Annotated in this window: 23 protein-coding genes; 12 read left to right on the forward strand and 11 right to left on the reverse strand. The window is 67.8% G+C overall.

Annotated features, from left to right (window positions below):
* Positions 1–3 precede the first annotated feature (3 nt).
* Positions 4–2094, forward strand: coding sequence for a PAS domain S-box protein (locus VGF12_RS15755; protein ID WP_331177013.1), 2091 nt, complete (start codon positions 4–6; stop codon positions 2092–2094).
* Here the strand turns inward: VGF12_RS15755 and VGF12_RS15760 are convergent.
* The gene (locus VGF12_RS15760) at positions 2080–5352 is read right to left on the reverse strand and encodes a putative bifunctional diguanylate cyclase/phosphodiesterase (protein ID WP_331176991.1); all 3273 of its coding nucleotides are present in this window, start codon (positions 5350–5352) and stop codon (positions 2080–2082) included. The two genes, VGF12_RS15755 and VGF12_RS15760, sit on opposite strands and share 15 nt — an antisense overlap.
* A gap of 114 nt (positions 5353–5466) precedes the next feature.
* On the reverse strand, positions 5467–6249 hold the full coding sequence (locus VGF12_RS15765) for a Crp/Fnr family transcriptional regulator (protein ID WP_331176992.1): 783 nt from the start codon (positions 6247–6249) through the stop codon (positions 5467–5469).
* Between the two features lie 200 nt (positions 6250–6449).
* On the opposite strand from VGF12_RS15765, the gene VGF12_RS15770 reads away from it, so the two are divergent.
* On the forward strand, positions 6450–6944 hold the full coding sequence (locus VGF12_RS15770; RefSeq protein WP_331176993.1) for an ornithine carbamoyltransferase: 495 nt from the start codon (positions 6450–6452) through the stop codon (positions 6942–6944).
* A 3-nt stretch (positions 6945–6947) separates the two neighbouring features.
* Here the strand turns inward: VGF12_RS15770 and VGF12_RS15775 are convergent, their stop codons facing one another.
* The 3 genes from VGF12_RS15775 to VGF12_RS15785 form a co-directional block, all read right to left on the reverse strand.
* Positions 6948–7718 carry a substrate-binding periplasmic protein gene (locus VGF12_RS15775; protein WP_331176994.1) on the reverse strand — a complete coding sequence of 257 codons (771 nt, stop codon included), beginning with the start codon at positions 7716–7718 and terminating at the stop codon, positions 6948–6950.
* A 64-nt stretch (positions 7719–7782) separates the two neighbouring features.
* Positions 7783–8010 (reverse strand): hypothetical protein, encoded by a 228-nt coding sequence (locus tag VGF12_RS15780; protein ID WP_331176995.1) that lies wholly within the window; start codon positions 8008–8010, stop codon positions 7783–7785.
* On the reverse strand, positions 8007–8561 hold the full coding sequence (locus VGF12_RS15785) for an NUDIX hydrolase (protein ID WP_331176996.1): 555 nt from the start codon (positions 8559–8561) through the stop codon (positions 8007–8009). The genes VGF12_RS15780 and VGF12_RS15785 overlap by 4 nt, the downstream gene beginning before the upstream one ends.
* Before the next feature lie 32 nt (positions 8562–8593).
* On the opposite strand from VGF12_RS15785, the gene maiA reads away from it, so the two are divergent.
* From maiA to phbB, 5 genes are all read left to right on the forward strand, one after another.
* Complete coding sequence (gene maiA / locus VGF12_RS15790) at positions 8594–9229, forward strand: maleylacetoacetate isomerase (protein WP_331176997.1); 636 nt, start codon at positions 8594–8596, stop codon at positions 9227–9229.
* Positions 9230–9284: 55 nt separating this feature from the next.
* Positions 9285–9971: a peptidoglycan editing factor PgeF gene (pgeF, locus tag VGF12_RS15795; RefSeq protein ID WP_331176998.1), complete on the forward strand. Its 687-nt coding sequence runs from the start codon at positions 9285–9287 to the stop codon at positions 9969–9971.
* A gap of 306 nt (positions 9972–10277) precedes the next feature.
* Positions 10278–11951 carry a class I poly(R)-hydroxyalkanoic acid synthase gene (gene phaC / locus VGF12_RS15805; protein WP_414710109.1) on the forward strand — a complete coding sequence of 558 codons (1674 nt, stop codon included), beginning with the start codon at positions 10278–10280 and terminating at the stop codon, positions 11949–11951.
* A gap of 13 nt (positions 11952–11964) precedes the next feature.
* Entirely contained in the window at positions 11965–13149 is a 1185-nt protein-coding gene (locus VGF12_RS15810; protein ID WP_331177000.1) for an acetyl-CoA C-acetyltransferase, read from the forward strand.
* A 34-nt stretch (positions 13150–13183) separates the two neighbouring features.
* Positions 13184–13921 (forward strand): acetoacetyl-CoA reductase, encoded by a 738-nt coding sequence (gene phbB, locus VGF12_RS15815; protein WP_331177001.1) that lies wholly within the window; start codon positions 13184–13186, stop codon positions 13919–13921.
* An 86-nt stretch (positions 13922–14007) separates the two neighbouring features.
* On the opposite strand, the gene VGF12_RS15820 is transcribed toward phbB, so the two are convergent.
* The 6 genes from VGF12_RS15820 to VGF12_RS15845 form a co-directional block, all read right to left on the reverse strand.
* Positions 14008–14484 (reverse strand): DUF2269 domain-containing protein, encoded by a 477-nt coding sequence (locus VGF12_RS15820; RefSeq protein ID WP_331177002.1) that lies wholly within the window; start codon positions 14482–14484, stop codon positions 14008–14010.
* Positions 14481–14810: a DoxX-like family protein gene (locus VGF12_RS15825; protein WP_331177003.1), complete on the reverse strand. Its 330-nt coding sequence runs from the start codon at positions 14808–14810 to the stop codon at positions 14481–14483. Before VGF12_RS15825 ends, VGF12_RS15820 begins: the two co-directional genes overlap by 4 nt.
* A gap of 29 nt (positions 14811–14839) precedes the next feature.
* Positions 14840–15658 (reverse strand): NAD-dependent epimerase/dehydratase family protein, encoded by an 819-nt coding sequence (locus VGF12_RS15830; protein ID WP_331177004.1) that lies wholly within the window; start codon positions 15656–15658, stop codon positions 14840–14842.
* Positions 15659–15661: 3 nt separating this feature from the next.
* Positions 15662–16027 carry a hypothetical protein gene (locus tag VGF12_RS15835; RefSeq protein ID WP_331177005.1) on the reverse strand — a complete coding sequence of 122 codons (366 nt, stop codon included), beginning with the start codon at positions 16025–16027 and terminating at the stop codon, positions 15662–15664.
* Between the two features lie 32 nt (positions 16028–16059).
* The gene (locus VGF12_RS15840; protein WP_331177006.1) at positions 16060–16494 is read right to left on the reverse strand and encodes a DUF393 domain-containing protein; all 435 of its coding nucleotides are present in this window, start codon (positions 16492–16494) and stop codon (positions 16060–16062) included.
* 78 nt (positions 16495–16572) lie between these two features.
* The gene (locus VGF12_RS15845; RefSeq protein ID WP_331177007.1) at positions 16573–17163 is read right to left on the reverse strand and encodes a GbsR/MarR family transcriptional regulator; all 591 of its coding nucleotides are present in this window, start codon (positions 17161–17163) and stop codon (positions 16573–16575) included.
* Positions 17164–17268: 105 nt separating this feature from the next.
* Here VGF12_RS15845 and VGF12_RS15850 point away from each other — a divergent pair, with 105 nt between their 5' ends.
* From VGF12_RS15850 to VGF12_RS15870, 5 genes are all read left to right on the forward strand, one after another.
* A complete protein-coding gene (locus VGF12_RS15850; protein WP_331177008.1) occupies positions 17269–18081 on the forward strand; it encodes a TIGR00266 family protein in 813 nt (270 codons plus the stop codon).
* Positions 18082–18184: 103 nt separating this feature from the next.
* Positions 18185–19171, forward strand: coding sequence for a YncE family protein (locus VGF12_RS15855; RefSeq protein WP_331177009.1), 987 nt, complete (start codon positions 18185–18187; stop codon positions 19169–19171).
* A 66-nt stretch (positions 19172–19237) separates the two neighbouring features.
* Entirely contained in the window at positions 19238–20014 is a 777-nt protein-coding gene (locus tag VGF12_RS15860; RefSeq protein ID WP_331177010.1) for a polysaccharide deacetylase family protein, read from the forward strand.
* On the forward strand, positions 20014–20988 hold the full coding sequence (locus VGF12_RS15865; protein ID WP_414710111.1) for a sterol desaturase family protein: 975 nt from the start codon (positions 20014–20016) through the stop codon (positions 20986–20988). Before VGF12_RS15860 ends, VGF12_RS15865 begins: the two co-directional genes overlap by 1 nt.
* A partial coding sequence (locus VGF12_RS15870; RefSeq protein WP_331177012.1) for an EI24 domain-containing protein occupies positions 20988–21445 on the forward strand: 458 nt, incomplete at its 3' end. The genes VGF12_RS15865 and VGF12_RS15870, both read left to right, overlap by 1 nt.

Consider the following 21445-nt stretch of genomic DNA (forward strand, 5'->3'; position numbering starts at 1 on the left):
AAGATGGACGGTTCGCAAGTTCCCACTCCGCCGCCGCAGGCCGTCGACGACCTGGGTGTCTACCGTTCGCTGTTCTCCGCGGCGGCAGACGGTCTGCTGCTGGTGGATGCCGACGGGAAGATCGTCCTGTCCAACCCCGCCGCCGAGGCGCTGCTGGGCTATTCGCCCGGCGAGCTCGTTGGCACGGCGGTGGATGCGCTGGTGCCTGACAGCATCCGACCGCGGCACGCCTCCTACCGCAAGGCCTACGGCCTGGCGCCGCGCCCACGCCCCATGGGAACGCAGATGGAGCTGGTGGCCAAGTGCCGCGATGGCAGCGAGGTGATGGTGGAGATCGCGTTGAGCCCGCTGCAAAGCCACGGCGTGCCGTACGTGGTGGCAGCCATCCGCGACATCGGTGCGTACCCACGCGTCAAGCAGGCCCTGCAGCGTGCCCGCCACAGCGAGCACCTCGCCGAGCTGGGGCGCATGGCCGTCGACGAGCGTGACCCGCAGAAGCTGCTGGGCCGTGTGCCGGACCTTGCTGCCCAGGCCCTGGAGGCCGAGTTTTCCAGCGTGCTGTTGCTGGAGCCCGACCGGCAGCAACTGCGTGTTGTGAGCCGGTTCGGCGATTTGGCATCCGTGCCCCTGGGCGCCTTACTGCCCGTCGATCCTCGGACGGCTGCTGGCCATGTGCTGGCGCATGGCCAGCCCCTGGTCGTTGCCGACCTGACGTGCGAGGATCGCTTCGAGGTGCCCCAGGCCGACCTTGACGCCGGCATGGTCAGCCTGCTGGCCGTGCCGCTGTCCGACCGTGGGCGCGCGACGGGCGTGCTGTGTGTGCGCTCGCGCTCGGCTGGGCACTTCGGCGACGACGATATGCGCTTTCTGCAGTCCCTGGCCAACCTGCTGGCCACTTGCCTGCAGCGCGCCCAGAGCGAGGAGGCGCTCAATCACGCCCAGCGCCTGGAAAGCGTGGGCCAGCTAACCGGGGGTATCGCCCACGACTTCAACAACCTGCTGACGGTCATCCAGGGCAACTTGCAGGTGCTGGAGGAACTGCCCAACCTGGCCGGTCACGAGTTCAGCCAGCAGCTCGTCAGCGCCGCGACGCGCGCGGCGCGGCGCGGCGCGGAGCTGACCAGCAAGCTGCTGGCCTTCTCACGGCGCCAGGTGTTGCAGCCCACTGCGGTGGATGTTGGGGCGCTGCTGCATTCGCTGGCCGACATGCTGCGTCGCACGCTGGACCAGCGCATCGCCATCGCCGTGGAACTGGCGGGTGACCCGTCTGCCACGCTGGCCGTGCTGGCCGACCCGGGCCAGCTGGAGTCCGCACTGCTCAACATTGCTATCAACGCGCGCGACGCCATGCCGGACGGCGGCTCGTTGCGCTTCAGCGCCGGGCCGGCCGGCGCGTTGCCGGCCAAGGTGCGGCGTGAGGTCGATGACCCCAGCGCCCAGGACGAACGCTTCCTGTGCATCGCCATTTCCGACACCGGCTCGGGCATGCCGGAAGAGGTGAGGGAACGCGCGTTCGAGCCCTTCTTCACGACAAAGCAGGTCGGGCGCGGCACGGGTCTGGGCCTGAGCACGGTTTACGGCTTCGCCAAGCAGTCGCGCGGAGCGGTGGCGATCGAGTCGGCGCCGGGCGCCGGCACGACGATCTCGCTCTACCTGCCGCGACCCTGGGACCCGCAGTTGGTCCGCGACGAACCCGCTGGCGAGGGGGGCGCGCTGCTGCCAGGCCTGAAAGTGCTGATGGTGGAGGACGACGCCGAGGTGCGAGCGGTTGCGCTGCAATTCCTGGACGCGCTGGGCTGCGACGTCACGGCCTGCGCCAGTGGCGAGCAGGCCCTGCTGCTGCTGACGGAGGATGCTGGTTTCGAGCTACTGCTGACCGACATTGCGCTGGGTGCCGGCATGCGTGGCACCGCATTGGCCAGCCAGGCCCAGCAGCGCCTGCCGGAGCTGGCCGTGCTGCTGATGTCGGGCTTCTCGGCTGAGCTGCTGGAGGCGGACCAGAACGCGCCCGCTGGCTGGGAACTGCTGCAGAAGCCCTACTCGCGGGCCGAGCTGGCCCAGGCCATCGGACGGGCGCTGTCAGGCGGCATCTGAGGTCGCCAGCATCGCCTGCAGCGCCTCCGCGGGCGCCGGGCGGCCGAAGTGGTAGCCCTGCATTTCGTCGCACTGCTGGTGCAGCAGGTGTTCACGCTGCGCGTCGGTCTCGACACCCTCGGCCACCACGCGCAGGTGCAGGCGATGGGCCAGACCGATGATGGCATCGACGACCGTCGCGCCGTCCGGTACGTCGCCGATGCGGCGCACGAAAGACTGGTCGATCTTCAGCGTGTCGATGGGGAACTGCTGCAGATAGGCCAGGCTGGAATAGCCAGTGCCGAAGTCATCCAGCGAAATCTTGACGCCCAGGTCGCGCAGGCGCTGCAGCGTGGCCGTGCCCGCCTCGGGATTGCTCATCAGCATGCCTTCGGTCAGCTCGAGTTCCAGGTGTTGCGCCGCCACGCCGTGGCGCAGCAGCGCGTTGGCGACGACGATGTCCAGGTCATCTGCGGCGAACTGACGTGCCGCCACGTTGACGGCGATACGCACCACCGGCTGTCCGGCATCCATCCACGTGCGGATCTGGCGGCAGACCGAGTCGATGACCCAGGCGCCGATGTCCAGGATCAGGCTGCTCTGTTCGGCCAGTGGGATGAACTGGCCCGGCGGTACCAGGCCGGCATCGCCGCGCTGCCATCGCAGCAGGGCTTCGGCGCCGACGACCCGGCCGCTGCGCCCATCGACCTTGGGCTGGTAATACAGCAGGAGTTCGTCGCGTTCGATGGCCCGGCTCAGCGCCGCCTCCACCTCCAGCTTGGCCATGGCGCTCGCATGCATGTCCCCGGTGAAGAAGCAGAACTGGTTGCGGCCCAGCTCCTTGGCACGGTGCATGGCCGCGTCCGCGTTGCGCAGCAGCTCCACGGCGGTGGCATCTTCCGCGTCGGCGCATCGGCAGATGCCGATGCTGGCGGTGAGGTAGGCATCCTGGTCGCCGGTCAGCGCGACCGGTTCGGACACCACTGCCAGCAGCTCGCGCGCTCTCGCGCCGACGTCCTCGGCATCCGCGCCGTTCTCCAGGATGACGAGGAACTCGTCGCCGCCGAGACGGCCGATGAAGTCCTTCTGGCGCAACTGCGCCTGCAGGCGTTCGGCCACGCACACGAGCAACTCGTCGCCGGCCGGGTGGCCTAGGCTGTCATTGACGGTCTTGAAGCCGTCCAATGCGATCACCATCAGCGCTGGCCGGGCCTCGCGACGGCGTGCGCGCGCCAGTGCTTGCTCCAGCCTGCGCTGCAAATGCAACCGGTTGGGCAGCCGCGTCAGGGGGTCGTGGTGGTACAGCCATTCCGCCTGAGCCTCGCTGTCCTTGAGGCGGCTGACGTCGGTGAACACGCCGACGTAGTGGGTCACAGGTCCTTCCGCGTCGCGCATGGCGCGTACGGTCAGCCACTCTGGGAAAATCTGTCCGTTCTTGCGCCGGTTCCAGATCTCGCCCTGCCAGTGACCGGTCTGGTTGATCATGGCCCACATCTGCTCGTAGAACTCCTTGCCGTGGCGTCCGGACTGCAGCAGCTTCATGCCGGTGCCAATGGCTTCTTCCGCCAGATAGCCGGTGATCTCGGTGAAGGCGCGGTTGACCGACTGGATGCGCCCCTGTGCATCCGTGACGATGACGCCGTCGCGCATGTCCTCGAAGGCGGTACTCCATTGCCGCATGCGCTGCTGCAGCGCACGCCGCGCGGTGACGTCGCTGGAGACGCCGTAGACGCCGATGACGTGGCCGTCGCCATCCACCAGCCGGCCCCGGGTGCAGGCGTCGACACGTTCGCCCTGGGGCGTGGTGTAGCGGGTCTCGAAGCTCACCGGCGTCGGCGAATTCAGCGCGGCGGTGTCGTCATCAAGGAACTGGCGCACCTGCTCGATGGGAAACAGGCCGCGGGCATCCGAGCCGATCAGCTCCTCGGGGCTTCGTCCGAGCAGCCGGCACATCTCCCCGTTGGCGAGCAGGTAACGGCCCTGCAGGTCCTTGGCGAAGATGACGTCGGTCGAGCTGTTGGCGATCACCTCGGCGATCTTCCAGGCGCGCTCTTGTTCCTTCAGGTCGGCCGCTCGGCGGGCGGCCACCTGCAGCTCTCGGCGGCGCAGCGCGGCGTAGACCACGGCGCCCGTGGCAAGCACGGCCAGAACGTTGACAAGTGACAGCGTCGCCGCACCGGCTGCGGCGCCTTCGCCCTGCAGCTTTTTGCGCGGCAACTGAACCGCGACGTACCAGGCGGAGTCGGGCACGGCCATGGCCACGGCGGCCATGGCCTCGCGGCCTTGGGTGAGGCCGGTCAGTACCTGGCCCGCGAGGCGGGGGGTGGTCGCCAGAGATGCCAGCGAGGGCTGCGCAGGTGCGTTGGGGCTGCCGGCCTGCAGCACCGGCGTGTCGGAGGCGTCGAGGCCCAGGGTCAGCAGGCCCTGCGAGCCGGGGTGCAGCAGCAACGTCTCGGGGTTGCCGCCGGCCGAGCCCGCCAGCAGCTGGGGCAGCAGCGTGCGGCGCGGCGCGGCTCGCAGCACCAGGACGGCGTCGGGCCGACCCTGCTCGCCCGGCAGCGGGATGAAGAGGTCGAAGCGCAGGCTGGCCGGGTCGTCCGCCCGGGCCTGGAAGTCGCTGTGCGTGACTTGGCCGCGCTGCAGGGCAGCGCGGGCCGCCTCGACCAGTGCCGGGTCGAGGTCGAGCGTGCTGTCTCCGGCGATGTCCAGCAGCCGCTGGGCCTGATCGTCCAGCAGCAGGACGCTGGTGTAGCGGCCAGAGGCCGGCAGCATCTGGAGTTGGTGGCGCAGCTGGCTGGCAGCGACGTCGTCAGGGTGGTGGCGCCAGCGCTGAAGGCCGGCGCGCAGCGTCGGATCGGCGGCCAACTGCCGGGCCTCCTGCAGGCTCCGTTCTGTCCAGCCGCTGACGAGGCCGGCCCTGAGCTGGACCTCGCGGCGCAACTGACCGACATGTTGCTCATAGGCTTCCTGGGCCGAGCTCGAGTAGCTGACGAGGCTGGCGATGACCACGGCCGCGGACAGCAGCGCGAACACCCACATCAAGCCTGCCGAGCGGTCCTGCTGGGCGGGCGTATCGCTGCGGGCGCCCTGGCGTCGCACGGCCACCAGGTAGACCAGGCCGCTGGTCACCAGCACAAAGGCCATGCCCTTGCCGCGCGCCAGCGCTGCGAGCGTCTCGGAGTCGGCGGTGATCGATTGCAGCAGCCGGTCGGACAGAAGAATCCATGCCATGCCCAGGGCCGCGTAGGCCAGGGCAAGCGCCAGGGGGGCGGTCAGCAACCCCCGCAGTCCGATGCTGGCAGATGCTCCTTCGTTGTCCTTGTCAGCTTCAAGATTGCGGTGCCCCGCTGGAATCAACGTCGTCTCCCTGGTCGCTGCGATCGGCAATGAACTTCAGTGCAGTCCGGCCCGCACGTCTCGGCCTTCCACATAAGCCGCCAGCGCCGGGAAGTCGGGGATGCAGATGTCGCGGCGGCTCTTCTCGTTGAAGGCGATCAGCTCGGCCCGCGCAAGACGGGACAGCACGCGGCTGACGGTTTCCAGCGTCAGGCCCAGGTAGTTGCCGATTTCGGCGCGCGTCAGTCGCAGGCTGAACTGGTCGGCCCTGAGGCCGCGCACCGCCAGCGCATCGGCCCAGTAGTGCAGAAAGGTCGCGACGCGGGCATCCGCCGGCAGCGTGCAGATGGCCATCAGCGAGTCGCGGTCGCGCATCATTTCGCGGCTCATGGCCTCGTGGACGACGGCCATCAGCGCGGGGTGCGCGGCGCAGGCCTGCATCAACGCGTCGTAGCGCACCGTCCAGACCTCGGCTGTGTCCAGCGCAATGGCATCGCAGCCGTAGCTGCCTTGGGCGATGGCACTGAAACCCAGCCAATCACCGCGGAAGCGCAGGCCCACGACCTGCTCGCGGCCATCGCTGGACATGCTGATCAGCTTGAAGAAGCCCGAGTTGAGGATGTGCAGGTGGCTGAAGCGTTCGCCGGCCCGGTAGATGACCTCGCCCGCATGCACGATGCGGCGCTTGGGCGTCAGCACTGCAGCAATCAGCTTGAGCGTGTCGGCAATGCGCTGGCCCTCATCGGCGCGTGCTTCGTACAGGCCTTCTTCGGCGACCGGGCGGGCGGAGGCGCGGGGGGCAATGTGCGGCGCGGCGGGCTGTGAGGTCAGAGCTTGCATGCGTATCTCCTGGGTGGGACGCGTTGGATGCAGGCATGCTAGGCAGGGCCCGCCAACGCATGAGCAATGGGCGACATCGCTTGGTCGCGCTGCGTAACACTGCGTGAACCGATGGTGACGAATGACCCACAACAAAAGAGATTTCGCCCGGTTGACTTTCATCAAGGCCCGCACATTTCGCTTCGCTACGCTGCCGAGCCATGTGTTCCGCAGACCGCGAGGGTGCCATCGGCGCCGACTTGTCAAGCTCCGTCGAAGCGGCCGCCCTCTTGCGGCAGGCCCGGGTTCTCGCTCGTGCGGACGCGACCGGCCGGCAACTGATGGTGGGCAAGCAACTGGCACTGCTGTCGCCCGATTGCGCAGACGAGGGGGCGGTCGAATTCATCCAGGCGGCCAAGGCGCTGGGTGCGCACGTGTCCTTTGTGCAGTCCGGGCTGGACGAGACCAGCAGCGCGCCTCAGATCGACGCCACGGCGCGCATGCTGGGCCAGCTCTACGACGCGGTGGAATGCCAGCACCTGCCGGCCGAGCTGGTCCGACGCATCGCCCGCGGCGCAGGCATTCCGGTCTTTGCCGGCCTGGCCACGCCGGCGCATCCGACTGCGATGCTGGTGGATGCATTTGACGGTGACGCGACCCGCCAGGTCAAGCGCCGCAGTATCCTGCAGGCGGCCCTGCTCGCCAGCCTGGCCTGAGGACTAGAGCGCGGTGACCGGCCGGTCCACGCCCCAGCGGCGGTAGAGATCGGCAGCGTGCGCCGTGCGCAGCCACTGTTCGACGGCCTGGTCATAGCGCTGCGACAGGGACTCGCCCGCGGCGCTACGCGCGAAGGCCATGTGGCCATGCAGCACGTCCATTGGTGGCGAGCAGCGCCCCACCGCGTCGGCCAGGTGCAGCCGCTGCAGCACGGGCAGGCAGTTGCGGTCATTGGCGGCGAACAGCTCGACGCGGCGCTTGGTCAGCATCTGCAGGCCGGCGTCGACGCTTTGCACCCAGGTCAGCAGGTTCATGGCGGTCTTCATGCGCTCGAAGCGGCTGCCGTAGGCCCAGCCGCGCACGGCGGCCACCGGCGTCTGAGCCAGTGCGGCGAACTCGCCCGTCCAGCGCGTCTCCTCACCGCGGCGGGCATACCAGACCATGGCGTCGGAGTAGAAGGCGCGTACGCTGAACAACATGCGCGCCTCTCGTTCCGGTGTGCGGTAGGGGCCGATGAGGATGTCGGCCTCGCCTTGCTCCAGCATCAGCTGCGCGCGCGACCATGGCACCCATTCGCAGCGCACACCGTCGCCGAAGAGCTGCCCCAGCAAGTCCACCGCCAAGCCTCGGGGCGCCTGACCTTCGGCGCCTTCGAAGATGCGGGCGAACTGCGAGCCGACCGCGAGCAGCGGCGTCGCACGGGCCGACCGCGCCAGCCCCAGGCCGGCCATCCAGCCCAGTCCTGCCTTGCACCATACGCGTCGTGTCGTCATGCAAACTCCACATCCCGCCGACGGATGCTACGGATGATGCGTCGCCATCCGGGGAATGTCGACCTCAAGGCGCAAGTTTCAGCGCTGCCAGCGTCAACGCCGTTGTCGAGATGATGATCCGCGCGGCGAGCAAGAGGCGGGGGCCGAAGACCTCATTCCATCTGGCCCTGGGCAAATTGCGTCGCTCGGGGCTCAGGCGCCAGGTCTTGACGATCAGCGCGATGACGATGCCGATCAGCACGGGCATCTGAAGCATCAGCGCCAGGACCAGCCAGACCTTCGCGTGGGTCATTGCAGGTCCATGCTGAAAAGCTCGAAGGGTCTGCCGGCGCGGCGATCGTCGAAAAAGCGGTGCAGCGTCTCGCGCGTTGTCCGGAAGGCGATGTCGTCCCAGGGCACTTCGTCCTCGGCGAACAGACGCGCCTCCAGCGACTCCGGCCCGGGCTCGAAGTGGGTGGAGAGCAGCCGTGCACGGTAGAACAGGTGCACCTGGCCGACCTTGACGACATTGAGCATGCTGTAGAGCGGCAGCATCTCGATCTGCGCGCCGGCCTCTTCCTGCGTCTCGCGCAGGGCGCCTTCGGCCGTCGTTTCGCCCAGCTCCATGAAGCCGGCCGGCAGCGTCCACAGGCCATGTCGCGGCTCGATGGCGCGGCGGCACAGCAGCACCCGGCCGTCCGCTTCCCACACCGGCAGTGTGCCGACCACATTCAGGGGGTTCTGGTAGTGGATGCTCGCGCAGGCGGGACAGACAGCCCGTTCACGGTTGTCATCCGCGGGGATGCGGTAGTCCACGGCGGCGCCGCAGTTGGGGCAGTGCTTAAAGCGGATCGGAAACGGCATGCAGGCAGTTTAGAGGCGCAGAATCAGAGGCCATGAAGCTCTACAACTACTTCCGTTCCTCGGCCTCCTGGCGCGTGCGGATCGGCCTCGCGCTCAAGGGCCTGGACTACGACTACGCGTCCATCCATCTGCAGAAGAACGAGCAGTTCGCCGAGCCATTTGCCAACCAGCAGGTGTCGCATCTCGTGCCCGCGCTGGTGCTGGACGATGGGCACTGGCTGAGCCAGTCCATGGCCATCCTCGAGTACCTGGAGGAGACCCATCCCGAGCCCCCGCTCCTGCCGCGTGACCCGGTCGCGCGGGCGCAGGTGAGGGCACTGGCCCAGGACATCGGCTGCGACATCCACCCCATCAACAACTTGCGCGTGCTGCGCTACCTGAAGAACGACCTCGGCCAGGAGCAGGAGACGGTGGACCGCTGGTACCGCCACTGGGTGGCGACGGGCCTGGCCGTCGTCGAGCAGCGGTTGGCGCGCACGGCTGGGCAGTTCAGCTTCGGCGACGTCCCCGGTCTGGCCGACTGTCTGCTCGTGCCTCAGGTCTACAACGCCCAGCGCTTCGAATGCCCGCTGGAGGCCTTCCCCACGGTGATGCGGGTCAACGCGGCCTGCCTGGCCCTGCCGGCGTTCGCGAACACGCACCCCAGCGTGTGCCCCGATGCAGCCTGAGGAGAGTTGGCTGCAGCCAGGCCGCGATGCGTTGGGGCCGGGCGTGACAGCCTTCATGACGACGCGCGGCGTCAATTTCGGCCGCAAGGCGGGCGACCCTGAGCAGGTTCGCGCGAACCGCGCAGACCTGGTCGCGCGGCTGGGCGCGCGGCCCGTTTTCCTCGACCAGGTCCATGGCGCCGACGTCGTGCGCCTGCGCGGCGACTGGCACGACGACAACGCGCCCCAGGCCGACGCGGCCGTGTCGACCGACCCGGACCTTGCCGTGGCCATCCTCGTTGCCGACTGCCTGCCGGTGCTGTTCGCGGCGCCGGGCGGTGTGGCGGGCGCGCACGCGGGCTGGCGCGGTCTGGCGGCCGGGGTGCTGGAGAACACGGTCACCGAACTCTGTGCTGCCGCGGGCTGCCGACCCCAGGACGTGAAGGCCTGGCTGGGGGCTTGCATCGGGCCCGAGGCCTTTGAGGTGGGGCCCGAGGTGGTGCAGGCCTTCGGGCGCGAAGCGCTGGCGTGCGATCAGCCCGGCTTTCTCTACCGGCCCAACCCCGAGCCCCGCTGGCGCGCCGATCTGGGCGCACTGGCCCGCGAGCGGCTGGCCACGGTGAATGTCACCCAAATCAGCGGCGGCGCGTGGTGCACGCTGACCGATGATTCACGCTTCTTCTCTTTCCGAGGCGAGGCGCTCGGTCGGCCCCGAGGCCGCATGGCCGCCTGTATCGCCCTGGGGCGGGGTTTCGGCCGCTAGTTCGGCCGCGCGGCGGCGCCGTTTGCGGCCCGGTGTGCCGAGGATGTAGAGCAGCAGGCCCAGAGGAAGGACGCCATAAAGCATCAGCGTGACGAAGGCGCCGAGCAGCGTGCCCTGCGGGCTCGTGGCTTCAGCGGCGGCCATCATCAGGGCCACATAGGCCCAGGCGATCGCAACGAGGTACATGGCGGCTTCGTGTCATTGGCGCGTCAGCGCCTGCGATTACAAAACGGGGTCGGCGGAATGTGGCAAGCTTATTGCAACGGGCCGAGACAACACCGCCGAGGCGGGAGATCCGAGGAACACATGGCCACTCGCAAGAAGATTGACGCGTCGCCGGGGATGGAGGCGCAGCCCTTCGCGGAGCTGATGCAGCAGATGGCGCATCTGCCGCAGATCTCGCCGGCGGCCCTGGCCGAACTGCAGGCCGACTACCTGAAGCAGGCCTCGGCCTTGTGGAACGCGTCGTTGGGTCAGGGTGAGGCTCCGGCTGTCGGCGACCGCCGCTTCGCCGCACCCGAATGGCGGGCCAGCCCGGCCACCAGCTTCATGGCCCAGCTCTACCTGCTCAACGGTCGCACGCTGGGCCGGATGGCCGAGCAGGTGGAGGCCGACGACAAGACCAAGGCGCGCATCCGCTTCGCCGTGCAGCAGTTCGTCGATGCGGCCTCGCCGAGCAACTTCCTGGCGCTGAATCCAGAGGCGCAGAAGCTGGCCCTGGACAGCCATGGCGAGACGCTGGCCCGCGGCCTCCAGCATCTGTGGGGCGACTTGCAGCGCGGTCATGTGTCGCAGACGGACGAGAGCGCCTTCGAGGTTGGCAAGAACGTCGCGACGACGGCGGGCAGCATCGTTCACGAAAACGAGCTGTTCCAGCTCATCGAGTACGCGCCGCTGACGAAGACCGTGCATGCGCGGCCCTTCCTGCTGGTGCCGCCCTGCATCAACAAGTTCTACATCCTCGACCTGCAGCCGGACAACTCGCTGATCCGCTATGCCGTCTCCGAGGGCCATCGCGTCTTCGTCGTGAGCTGGCGCAACCCCGATGAGTCGGTGAAGCATCTGGGCTGGGACGACTACATCGAGCACGGGGCCATCGAGGCCATCCGCGTCGTGCAGGAGATCTCCGGCCAGGACAAGATCAACGCACTGGGCTTCTGTGTCGGCGGCACCATCCTCGCGACGGCACTCGCCGTGCTGGCCGCCCGAGGCGAGCAGGCGGCGGCCAGCCTCACGCTGCTGACCACGCTGCTGGACTTCGCCGACAACGGCATCCTGGACATCTTTGTCGACGAGGCCAGCGTGCGCCTGCGCGAGGCCACGCTGGGCCCCGAGGCGCCGCAAGGCCCGCAGCTGTTGCACGGCCAGGAACTGGCCACGACCTTCAGCTTCCTGCGCCCCAACGACCTGGTCTGGAACTATGTCGTCGGCAACTATCTCAAGGGCGAGGCGCCGCCGGCCTTCGACCTGCTGTACTGGAACGGCGACTCGACCAACCTGCCCGGACCCATGTACTGCTGGTACCTGCGCCATACCTATCTGCAGAACGAGTTGAGGCAGCCGGGCCGGCTGACCGTCTGCGGCGAGAAGCTGGATCTGGGTGCCATCGAGGCGCCGGTCTACATCTACGGCTCCCGCGAAGACCACATCGTGCCCTGGCAGGCCGCCTACCGGAGCACACAGATCCTCAAGGGCAAGAAGCGCTTCGTCATGGGCGCCTCCGGCCACATCGCCGGCGTCATCAACCCGCCGGCCAAGGGCAAGCGCAGCCACTGGATCGCCAAGAGCACAGCGCTGCCGGCGGATCCCGAGGCCTGGCTGAAGGGCGCGACCGAGCACCCGGGCAGCTGGTGGACGGACTGGTCCGGCTGGCTGGCTTCTTATGCCGGCGCCATGAAGCCTGCGCCCAAGGCGCCGGGCAGCCGCAAGTTCAAGGCGATCGAGCCCGCGCCCGGTCGCTACGTCAAAGTCAAATCCTGAAGGAGACCTCGCCATGAGTCAGCAAGACATCGTCATCGTCGCCGCGGCCCGCACCGCCATCGGCAAGTTCGGCGGAACGCTCGCCAAGACGCCCGCCAGCGAACTGGGCTCCGCCGTCATCCAGGACCTGTTGCGCCGCACCGGCCTGCAGGGCGACCAGATCGGCGAAGTCATCCTGGGCCAGGTGCTGACGGCCGGCGTCGGCCAGAACCCGGCCCGCCAGGCGGTCATCAAGTCCGGCCTGCCTCAGGCCGTGCCGGCGATGACCATCAACAAGGTCTGCGGCTCGGGCCTGAAGGCTGTCATGCTGGCCGCGCAGGCCATCCGCGACGGCGACAGCGAGATCGTCATCGCTGGTGGCCAGGAGAGCATGAGCATGAGCCCGCACGTGCTGCCCAACTCGCGCGACGGCCAGCGCATGGGCGACTGGAAGATGGTCGACACCATGATCGTTGATGGACTGTGGGACGTGTACAACCAGTACCACATGGGCATCACCGCCGAGAACGTCGCCAAGAAGTACGCCGTCACCCGCGAGCAGCAGGATGCGCTCGCGCTGGGCAGCCAGCAGAAGGCCGCGGCGGCCCAGGACGCCGGCCGCTTCAAGGACGAGATCGTGCCTTTCAGCATCGCCCAGAAGAAGGGTGACCCGATCGTCTTTGCCGCCGACGAGTTCATCAACCGCAAATCCAATGCCGAGGCCCTGGCCGGTCTGCGCCCTGCCTTCGACAAGGCCGGCAGCGTGACCGCCGGTAATGCCTCAGGCCTGAACGACGGCGCGGCCGGCGTGGTGGTCATGACGGCTGCCAAGGCTGCGGCCCTGGGTCTGACGCCCCTGGCGCGCATCGCCTCCTACGCCTCCGCCGGTCTGGACCCGGCCTACATGGGCATGGGCCCGGTGCCCGCCGCGCGCAAGGCGCTGGAGCGCGCCGGCTGGAAGCCCGCCGACCTGGACCTGCTGGAGATCAACGAGGCCTTCGCGGCCCAGGCCTGCGCCGTGCACAACGAGATGGGCTGGGACACGAGCAAGGTCAACGTCAACGGCGGTGCCATCGCACTGGGCCACCCCATCGGCGCCAGTGGCTGCCGTGTGCTCGTCACACTGCTGCACGAGATGGTCAAGCGCGATGCCAAGAAGGGCATCGCCTCGCTGTGCATTGGCGGTGGCATGGGCGTGGCCCTGACCGTCGAGCGCTGAAACAACAATCACCCACCACGACAGGAGACATCCAATGAGCCAAAAGATTGCCTACGTGACCGGCGGCATGGGCGGCATCGGCACCGCCATTTGCCAGAAGTTGGCCAAGGCTGGCTTCAAGGTCATCGCCGGCTGCGGCCCCAGCCGCGACTACCAAAAGTGGCTGGATGAGCAGAAGGCCCTAGGCTTCAACTTCTACGCGTCGGTCGGCAACGTGGCCGACTGGGGGTCCACGGTCGACGCCTTCCAGAAGGCCATCTCCGAGCACGGTGCCATCGACGTCCTGGTCAACAACGCCGGCATCACCAAGGACCGCATGTTCCTGAAGATGACGCCAGAAGACTGGAAGGCTGTCATTGACACCAACCTGAACTCCATGTTCAACGTGACCAAGCAGGTCGTGCCGGGCATGGTCGAGAAGGGCTGGGGCCGCATCATTCAGATCTCGTCGGTGAATGGCGAAAAGGGTCAGGCCGGCCAGACCAACTACTCGGCCGCCAAGGCCGGCATGCACGGCTTCACGATGGCGCTGGCTCAGGAGCTGGCCGCCAAGGGCGTCACCGTCAACACGGTCAGCCCTGGCTACATCGGTACCGACATGGTCAAGGCCATCAAGCCCGAGATCCTGGACAAGATCGTCGCGACGATCCCCGTCAAGCGTCTGGGAACGCCGGAAGAGATCGGCTCCGTGGTCACCTGGCTGGCCGGCGAGGACAGCGGCTTCACGACGGGTGCGGACTTCTCCTGCAACGGCGGCCTGCATATGGGTTGAGCGCTGGCCGCGCCTCCGCCTGCAAAGCCGACTCCGCGAGGAGCCGGCTTTTTTGTCGCGCGGGGACGGCACCTGGCCAAGGGGGCTCAAGCCCACAGCTGCGGCTTGTTCACCATCAGGAAGAACACCGCCAGCATGGCGACGAAGGCCGGGTAGCCCAACCATTCCCATGCGGCTTGCCAGCGGCGATACGTCGCGGTCAGCGGCCGCCGTTGCGCGCAGGCGGCCTCGACCTCGCAGGCCATGCGCGACTGCAGCCACAGCACCGGCAGCCAGCAGATGCCGGCCAGCAGGAAAAGCGCGGCGGACAGGAGCAGCCATGGCGTTGTCAGCGGCCAGCCCGCGGCGTGGGCGAGCCAGGCACCAGTGAGCGGCTGCGCGACAGCCGCGGGGGTCGTGAACCATAGGTCGGCGCGAACGACGAGGCGGGCGATGACGCCGCGGGCTTCGAGGCTGCTGCTGCGGTTGGCGAAGAACAAGTAGAACGCCGAGCCGAAGCCTGTGCCCACCAACAGGACGCTGCTGGCCACGTGCAGCCACTTGACGATCAGATAGGTGTTCATCGCCGGGGCTCCGTGCGCGCCATCAGGTGCAGCAGCGCGAGTAGCGGCAGGTTCTTCAGCAGCGGGCCGAGCGGGTCCAGCCACAGTGCGGGCAGCACCCACGTCGCGACGGCGGTCATGGCGATGACGCCTGCGGCTGCGACGCGACAGCTGAGCGCGCCGGGCCGCAGCAACAGCGCGATGCCGACGACCCCATCCCACGCGCTGCCGAGCCAAACGACAGCCAATGCAGCCTCGGCATCGAGGCGGGTGGACTGCAGCAGCGCCGCTCCAGCCCGGCCGCCATCGTGCAGGCTGGCCAGGGCGGTACCCAACCAGACGATCACGAGCGATGCACGTGCCAAGTGCCGCTCGCTCAGGCCCACGCGCCCTCCATGACCGCATGCAACGGCCGCGTGAGCGGTGAGCCCGCGGACGGTTCGGTGCTGTCATGGGCTAGCAGTTCCAGCGCGGTGCTGCACCACGGCCCCAGTTGCACGCTGTCACCGATCCGGGCCGAGAGGCGGGTGAGGGCGTCGGGCAGTTCGATATGACGTGCCGGGCGGCTGCCACGTGCAGCGCGGCGGCGGGCGATCCAGTCTGCCACCGTCGCGGCCTCCGGCCCCACAGCCGTCCACGACGCGGCAGGTCGGCGCGAAGTCAGCGCGGCGACGATGCCTGCGGCCAGGTCTTCCGCGTGGATGGGTTGCACGCGGCAACGTGCCACGCTGGCGGGCAGGGGCAGCCACGGCAATCGGCTCAGGCGGTCCAGCATGCGGCTGCTGACGCCACCCGGTCCGATGACGAGGCTGGGTCGCACGATGCAGGCGCGTCCGGCGAGCGCGATGTCGCCCGCATGCTTGCTGCGCGCATAGGCGCTGATGCCGCCGCACAGCGCCGAGATGTGCACGAGGCGCGTGATGCCCGCGGCGTTGCAGGCGTCTGCCAGCGCCGCTGGAGCGCGATGGTGCATCAGGTCCAGCAGGTCGTGCGCGCCGCCGGCTCGGTCGCGCAGGCAGCCTGCTGTGTAGACGGCGCCGTCCATGCCGGCCAACCACGGCGCCCAGGCCTCGGGGTGCTCCCACCGCGCGAGGGGCTGAAGGCGGGCCCGCACCGCTTCGTGCCCTGCCGTCGCCAGGGCTGCGCAGACGTGGCGGCCGATGAAGCCGCCGGCACCGATAACGAGGATCTTCATGGCTCAGCCCACCTTCCGGCCCAGGTCGCGATCGGTGGCAGCCAGGCGCTGCTGCACAGGTGCCCAGACGCGACGCGCGATGGTGGCGATGCTGACAAAGCAGCCCCCTGCTGTCAGCAGCAAGGCGCGGTGGATGGCATTCAGCGGCTCGCCGTTGAAATCGCCGAACAGCAGGGCCAGCACCAGCGTGCCCGCCACGGCCAGCACGTAGGCGCTGCGCATCCAGAACTGCGCGCCGGCCGCGCCAGGCATCGGATCGGGGCACATTGCGTTCAGCACCGGGATCAGGATGGGCCGCAGATAGCTGATCGCGACGATGGGGCCGAAGATGGCAATGATGAGGGTGACGATGAAGTTCAGTTCCGACATGAGGTTCTCCTTGGGTTGAAAGGGCAGGTGCCTCAGCGCAGGCGGCAGTGGCCGTCGGTGCAGGCCTGGGGATGGGCCCGGTCCTGCAGACGCAGGATGGCGTGCACCAACGCATGGGGTAGGCGGTAGCGGTTGCGCACGACCCAGGGGTAGGCGCGGGCGGCAAGGCGAGCGACCCACGGCCTGCGCAGCCAACGCGCCACCCGGGTGAAGCCCGTGGCGTCGTAGATCACCTCGAAGGCGGGAATGCCCACGAGCCAGCCGCCGTCCGGCGTGCGGACGTGCATGAGGCTCAACATCGCGCCGCGTTGCACGCCAAGCGGTTCCGGGTCGAAGCCGTCTGCCGCGATGTCGACGAAGGCCAGCAGGCCTGCAGCGTTGCGCTGCATCAGCAATGCCATTTCGCCACGGCACAGCGGGCAGGCGCCGTCGTAGTAGACGGTGTGGACCTTGATATTTGCATTCATGGCTGTTATTTCTGTTTAAAGTGAAATTGAGGGGCAAAAAAAGAGGCCCCTCTGGAGGAACCTCATGTTTTGTCGGCGCTAGCCCATGGGGGGGATCAGCGGCGTGGCCGGAAAGACCGTGGATGGCGCCGGTGTCTCGGCGCTGTCACCCGGACGAACGAATCGCTGCACCTGGGCGCCCAGCCGCAGGATCTTCTCCAGCGTCGCCGGTGTGAGCCGCAGCATCTCGTCGCTCCAGCTGCCGAGCGTCTGCATGAAGTCCAGCGTGCTGCGCAATCGGTCCTGCATCGCCGGGGACTCGGCAGCCAGTCGCGGGTCGGTTGACAGTTCGCGCAACAGCGCCACCGTTGGGTCGAACTCGCGCTCCTTGCGCTCGCGCACGATGGTGCGGAACAGCTCCCACACGTCGCCCGATGTTTCGTAATAGTCGCGCCGGTCGCCCAGCAGATGGGTCACCCGGATCAGTCGCCAGTTCAGCAGCTCCTTCAGGCTGTTGCTCACGTTGGAGCGCGCCAGGGCCAGCGTGTCGGCGATGTCCTCGGCGTGCAGCGCCTGGCCGTGGACATACAGCAACGCGTGGATCTGTGCCACGCTGCGATTCACACCCCAGTTCGAACCCATCTCGCCCCAGTGGACGATGAAACGGCGGCTGATGTCGGTAAGTTCCATGGCTGCAAGCGTATCGCGACTGAAATTTCTGTCAATAGAGAAATTAAAGAGCGGGCCATGCGCCATGGCTATCATGCGGCCCGTTTTTCAGACAGGAGCTGGCACATGGCGATGGACGTGGTGGACTACGAGATCAAGGGCGCGGAGATGCAGTTCGTCGAGGTCGAACTCGACCCCGGCGAGGCAGCCATCGGCGAAGCGGGCTCGATGATGTTCATGGACGCCGGCATCAGCATGGACACCGTCTTCGGTGATGGCTCGGCCAACCAGGGTGGCTTCTTCGGCAAGCTGCTCGGCGCAGGCAAGCGGCTGGTGACCGGTGAATCGCTGTTCACGACCATCTACACCAACAACGCCAGCAGCAAGCTGCGGGTGGCCTTCGCGGCGCCCTATCCCGGCAAGATCCTGCCGATGGACCTGGGAAAGCTCGGGGGCACGCTGATCTGCCAGAAGGATGCCTTCCTTTGCGCCGCGCGCGGCGTGTCGCTGGGCATCGCGCTGCAGAAGAAGCTCTCCACCGGCTTCTTCGGCGGCGAGGGCTTCATCATGCAGAAGCTCGATGGCGATGGCCTGGCCTTCGTGCATGCCGGCGGCACGGTCGTGCGCCGCACGCTGCAGCCAGGCCAGACGCTGCTGGTGGACACGGGCTGCGTCGTGGCCTACACGCCGGACGTTAGCTTCGAGATCCAGTATGTCGGCAAGATCAAGACGGCATTGTTCGGCGGCGAGGGGCTGTTCCTGGCCCAGATGACCGGTCCGGGCGAGGTCTGGCTGCAGAGCCTGCCGTTCTCGCGCCTGGCGTCGCGCATCTTCGCCGCCGCGCCGCAGAACGGCGGCCGCAGGGAGGAGGGCTCGGTCCTGGGGGGCTTTGCCGCTGGCGGCCTGCTGGGTGGCGTGCTGGGGGGCGATGACGACTGAGTTCGGCTTGACCTGGCGCAGAGTTCGAACAGCCCCCCCAGTTAAACTCGAACCCGAAGCAGGCAGGGCGGCATGGAGCCGCCCTTTTTCTTGGAGTGCTGGAATGTTGCGCAGTTGGGCGTTGGCCTTGGGGTGGCTGGTGGCACTGGGGGCTCAGGCCCAGCCGGCGCGTCCGCCGATCTTCGTGCTCAATTCCCTGGCGGCCGACATCGCCGTCGTCGATCCGGTCAGCTTCAGCGTCGTCAAGCGCATTCCCACCGGCAAGGAGCCTCACCACCTCTACCTGTCGCCCGACGAGCGCTCGCTCATCGTCGCGAATGCGCTGGGCGACTCGCTGACGTTCATCGATCCCCGCACTGCCGAAGTGCAACGCGTGGTGCGTGGCATCTCCGACCCCTACCATCTGCGCTTTTCGCCGGACATGAAGTGGTTCGTCACGGCGTCCAACCGGCTGGACCGTGTGGATCTCTACCGCTGGCAGGGCAGCGTGGCGACCGAGCCCCTGCAGCTCGTCAAGCGCATCCCTGCACCGAGGACTCCCAGCCATCTGAACATCGACACCAGGAGCACGACGCTCTACGTCAGCCTGCAGGACAGTGACGAACTGCTGGCCGTTGATCTGGCGACGCAGACCGTCAAGTGGAAGCAGGCCGTCGGCAAGATGCCGGCAGACATCTATCTGTCGCCGGACGACCGTTTCCTCCTCGTGGGTCTGACAGGTGATCGATTCGTCGAGGTCTGGGACGTCAGCGGCGCCGCGCCCAAGCTGGCCAAGCGCATCCAGACCGGCGACGGGGCTCATTCCTTCCGCGCCTGGGGCGACAAGCGCCATGTGCTTGTCAGCAATCGCGCGGCCAACACCATCAGCAAGATCGACCTGACGACGCTGACCGTGGTCGACCAGTTTCCCGGTCCGGCCGGTCCTGATGACATGGAGTTGCTGACTGACGGCCGCACGCTGCTGTTCACGTCGCGCTGGGCAGGCAAGCTCACGCAGGTCGATACCGTCACGCGCAAGGTCGTGCGACAGGTCAAGGTGGGCAAGTCACCGCACGGCATCTGGACGCTGGATCACCAACCGCGGTTGTGAGCCCTTCGCCTGGTCCCGCCCCGTCGAAGGCGGGCCGGCCTGGGAGCGGCCCGTGAAATTCGAGACATGAGAGCTTCGATCCTTTTGCTGGTGGCCACGGTCGCCACGGCGCAGCCGGCTTGTGACAAGCCGGTCTACCTCACCTTTGACACCGGGCACATGGGCGTGGCGCCGCTGATCGCCGAGACGCTGAAGAAGCACGGCGCGCGCGCCACCTTCTTCCTTGCCAGCGAGCCGACGAAGACCGGCGGTTCGACGCTGGACGAGAGCTGGGCGCCCTGGTGGCGCGAGCGGGCGGCCGAGGGCCACGACTTTGGCGCCCATACCTGGGATCACGACGTCTTCCTGCAGGACCTGCCGGACGCGGACGGCAAGGTCACGCGCTTCAAGTTCCGCACCCAGGCTGGCGTCAACCCGCCGGTGGTGCGGGAACTGACGGCGGAGCAGTACTGCGACAGCCTCAGGAAGGTCGGCGCGCGCTTCACGGCCATGACCGGCAAGCCGCTGGGGCCGATCTTCCGCGCGCCGGCCGGGCGCTCTTCGCCGGCGCTGCTGAACGCGGCCAAGTCCTGCGGCTTCACGCACGTGGGCTGGAGCCGCGCCGGCTTCCTCGGCGACGAGCTGCCCAGCCAGAGCCACCCCAACGCGCAATTGCTGGAGAAGGCCTTGCGCGACATCCGGCCGGGCGACATCCTGCTGGCCCATCTGGGCATCTGGGAGCGTCAAGACCCCTGGGCGCCGGCGGTGCTGGAGCCGCTGATGACCGGGCTGGAGCAACGCGGCCTATGCTTCGCACCGTTGCGTGAGCATCCCCGCTACGCGCCGTTATTCGCCAAGCCGTGATCGACTGGATTTCCAACAACTTCGACAGCCTCCAGCTGGCCCTGTATGAGGCCGTCGTTCAGCCGCTGGTGTTCGGCATGGGGCTGGGTAATCTGCTGGAGGACGCGTTCGACGCGACTGGATGGCTGCTCTTGGGGCTGGTGCAGATCGCCGTCATCCTGCTCGGCATCGGCCTGCTGGAGCGCCGCTGGCCCGTCGAGCCGGTGACCGACCGCGCTGCCGTGCGCACCGACGTCATCTACACGTTGATCCACCGCCTGGGCCTGGTGCGGCTGGTGATGTTCTTCAGCATCCAGCCGCTTTGGGATGGCATCGCCGGCCAGTTGCGTCTCGCGGGGCTGCCGACCTGGCAGCTCGACGCCGTGTGGCCTGGCGTGACCGACATCGCCTGGGTGAGCTTTCTGCTCTACCTCGTGGTCTTCGACTTCGTGAACTACTGGCTTCATCGAGCCCAGCACCAGTTCAACTGGTGGTGGGCCCTGCACAGCCTGCATCACAGCCAGCGTCAGATGACGATGTGGAGCGACAACCGTGTTCACCTGCTCGACGACGTCATCCTCGCCACCGCGTTCGCGCTGCTGGCCCGATTCATCGGCGTCGAGCCGGGACAATTCGTCGCCATCGTCGTCGTCACGCAATTGCATGAGAGCCTGCAGCACGCCAACGCCCGCATCAGCTTCGGCCGCCTCGGTGAGCGGGTGCTGATCAGCCCTCGTTTTCACCGCCTGCACCACAGCATCGGCATCGGCCACGAGTCCGGTGGGCATGGCACGCTGGGCGGCCACAACTTCGGCGTGTTGCTGCCGTTGTGGGACATGCTGTTTCGCACGAGCAATTTCGAAGACCGCTTTGACGCCACCGGCGTTCGGGACCAACTGCCCGAGGAGGGGGCGCGCGACTATGGTCGCGGCTTCTGGCGCCAGCAATGGCTGGGGCTGACCCGGCTGGCCAGCACATTGCGAAAGTCCGCGTGATGCAAGGCTTGGTCGACTCCTTCTGGCGTGCCGCCGCGTACTGCCTGCACCCGCGCGTCATCGCGCTGTCGCTGCTGCCGCTGTTGATTGCCGGCGTGCTGGTGTTCGGCTTCATGTACTTTTTCTGGGAGGGGGCCATCGCCGGCGTGCGCGCCACACTGGAGAGCTGGCTGCTGATTGAGAGCCTGCTGCAGTGGCTGGACACCATGGGCCTGCAGTCATTCCGCAGCGCACTGTCGGCCCTCGTGGTGCTGGCCGGCGTGCTGCCCGTCGTCGTCGTGCTGAGCCTGCTGCTGGTGGCGGTATGCATGACGCCGGCAATCGTGGGTCTGGTCGCGCAGCGGCGCTTCCCGCTCCTGGAGCGCAAGCGCGGTGGCACGCTGCTGCACAGCGTCGCGGCCTCGCTGGGCGCCACGCTCATCGCGCTGGTGCTGATCGTGCTGTCCATGCCGCTGTG

It is taken from the genome of Roseateles sp., from assembly GCF_036404855.1.
In the GTDB taxonomy this organism is placed as follows: Bacteria; Pseudomonadota; Gammaproteobacteria; order Burkholderiales; family Burkholderiaceae_C; genus Pelomonas.

Bases quoted from the DNA above. Each gene is read 5' to 3' on its own strand.
- VGF12_RS15765 (WP_331176992.1), bottom strand. From the start codon at position 6,249: ATGCAAGCTCTGACCTCACAGCCCGCCGCGCCGCACATTGCCCCCCGC.
- pgeF (WP_331176998.1), top strand. From the start codon at position 9,285: ATGACGACGCGCGGCGTCAATTTCGGCCGCAAGGCGGGCGACCCTGAG.
- VGF12_RS15835 (WP_331177005.1), bottom strand. From the start codon at position 16,027: ATGTCGGAACTGAACTTCATCGTCACCCTCATCATTGCCATCTTCGGC.
- VGF12_RS15850 (WP_331177008.1), top strand. From the start codon at position 17,269: ATGGCGATGGACGTGGTGGACTACGAGATCAAGGGCGCGGAGATGCAG.
- VGF12_RS15810 (WP_331177000.1), top strand. From the start codon at position 11,965: ATGAGTCAGCAAGACATCGTCATCGTCGCCGCGGCCCGCACCGCCATC.
- VGF12_RS15855 (WP_331177009.1), top strand. From the start codon at position 18,185: ATGTTGCGCAGTTGGGCGTTGGCCTTGGGGTGGCTGGTGGCACTGGGG.
- VGF12_RS15770 (WP_331176993.1), top strand. From the start codon at position 6,450: ATGTGTTCCGCAGACCGCGAGGGTGCCATCGGCGCCGACTTGTCAAGC.
- phbB (WP_331177001.1), top strand. From the start codon at position 13,184: ATGAGCCAAAAGATTGCCTACGTGACCGGCGGCATGGGCGGCATCGGC.
- VGF12_RS15820 (WP_331177002.1), bottom strand. From the start codon at position 14,484: ATGAACACCTATCTGATCGTCAAGTGGCTGCACGTGGCCAGCAGCGTC.
- VGF12_RS15845 (WP_331177007.1), bottom strand. From the start codon at position 17,163: ATGGAACTTACCGACATCAGCCGCCGTTTCATCGTCCACTGGGGCGAG.
- VGF12_RS15780 (WP_331176995.1), bottom strand. From the start codon at position 8,010: ATGACCCACGCGAAGGTCTGGCTGGTCCTGGCGCTGATGCTTCAGATG.
- VGF12_RS15860 (WP_331177010.1), top strand. From the start codon at position 19,238: ATGAGAGCTTCGATCCTTTTGCTGGTGGCCACGGTCGCCACGGCGCAG.
- VGF12_RS15830 (WP_331177004.1), bottom strand. From the start codon at position 15,658: ATGAAGATCCTCGTTATCGGTGCCGGCGGCTTCATCGGCCGCCACGTC.
- maiA (WP_331176997.1), top strand. From the start codon at position 8,594: ATGAAGCTCTACAACTACTTCCGTTCCTCGGCCTCCTGGCGCGTGCGG.
- VGF12_RS15785 (WP_331176996.1), bottom strand. From the start codon at position 8,561: ATGCCGTTTCCGATCCGCTTTAAGCACTGCCCCAACTGCGGCGCCGCC.
- VGF12_RS15775 (WP_331176994.1), bottom strand. From the start codon at position 7,718: ATGACGACACGACGCGTATGGTGCAAGGCAGGACTGGGCTGGATGGCC.
- VGF12_RS15840 (WP_331177006.1), bottom strand. From the start codon at position 16,494: ATGAATGCAAATATCAAGGTCCACACCGTCTACTACGACGGCGCCTGC.
- VGF12_RS15755 (WP_331177013.1), top strand. From the start codon at position 4: ATGGACGGTTCGCAAGTTCCCACTCCGCCGCCGCAGGCCGTCGACGAC.
- phaC (WP_414710109.1), top strand. From the start codon at position 10,278: ATGGCCACTCGCAAGAAGATTGACGCGTCGCCGGGGATGGAGGCGCAG.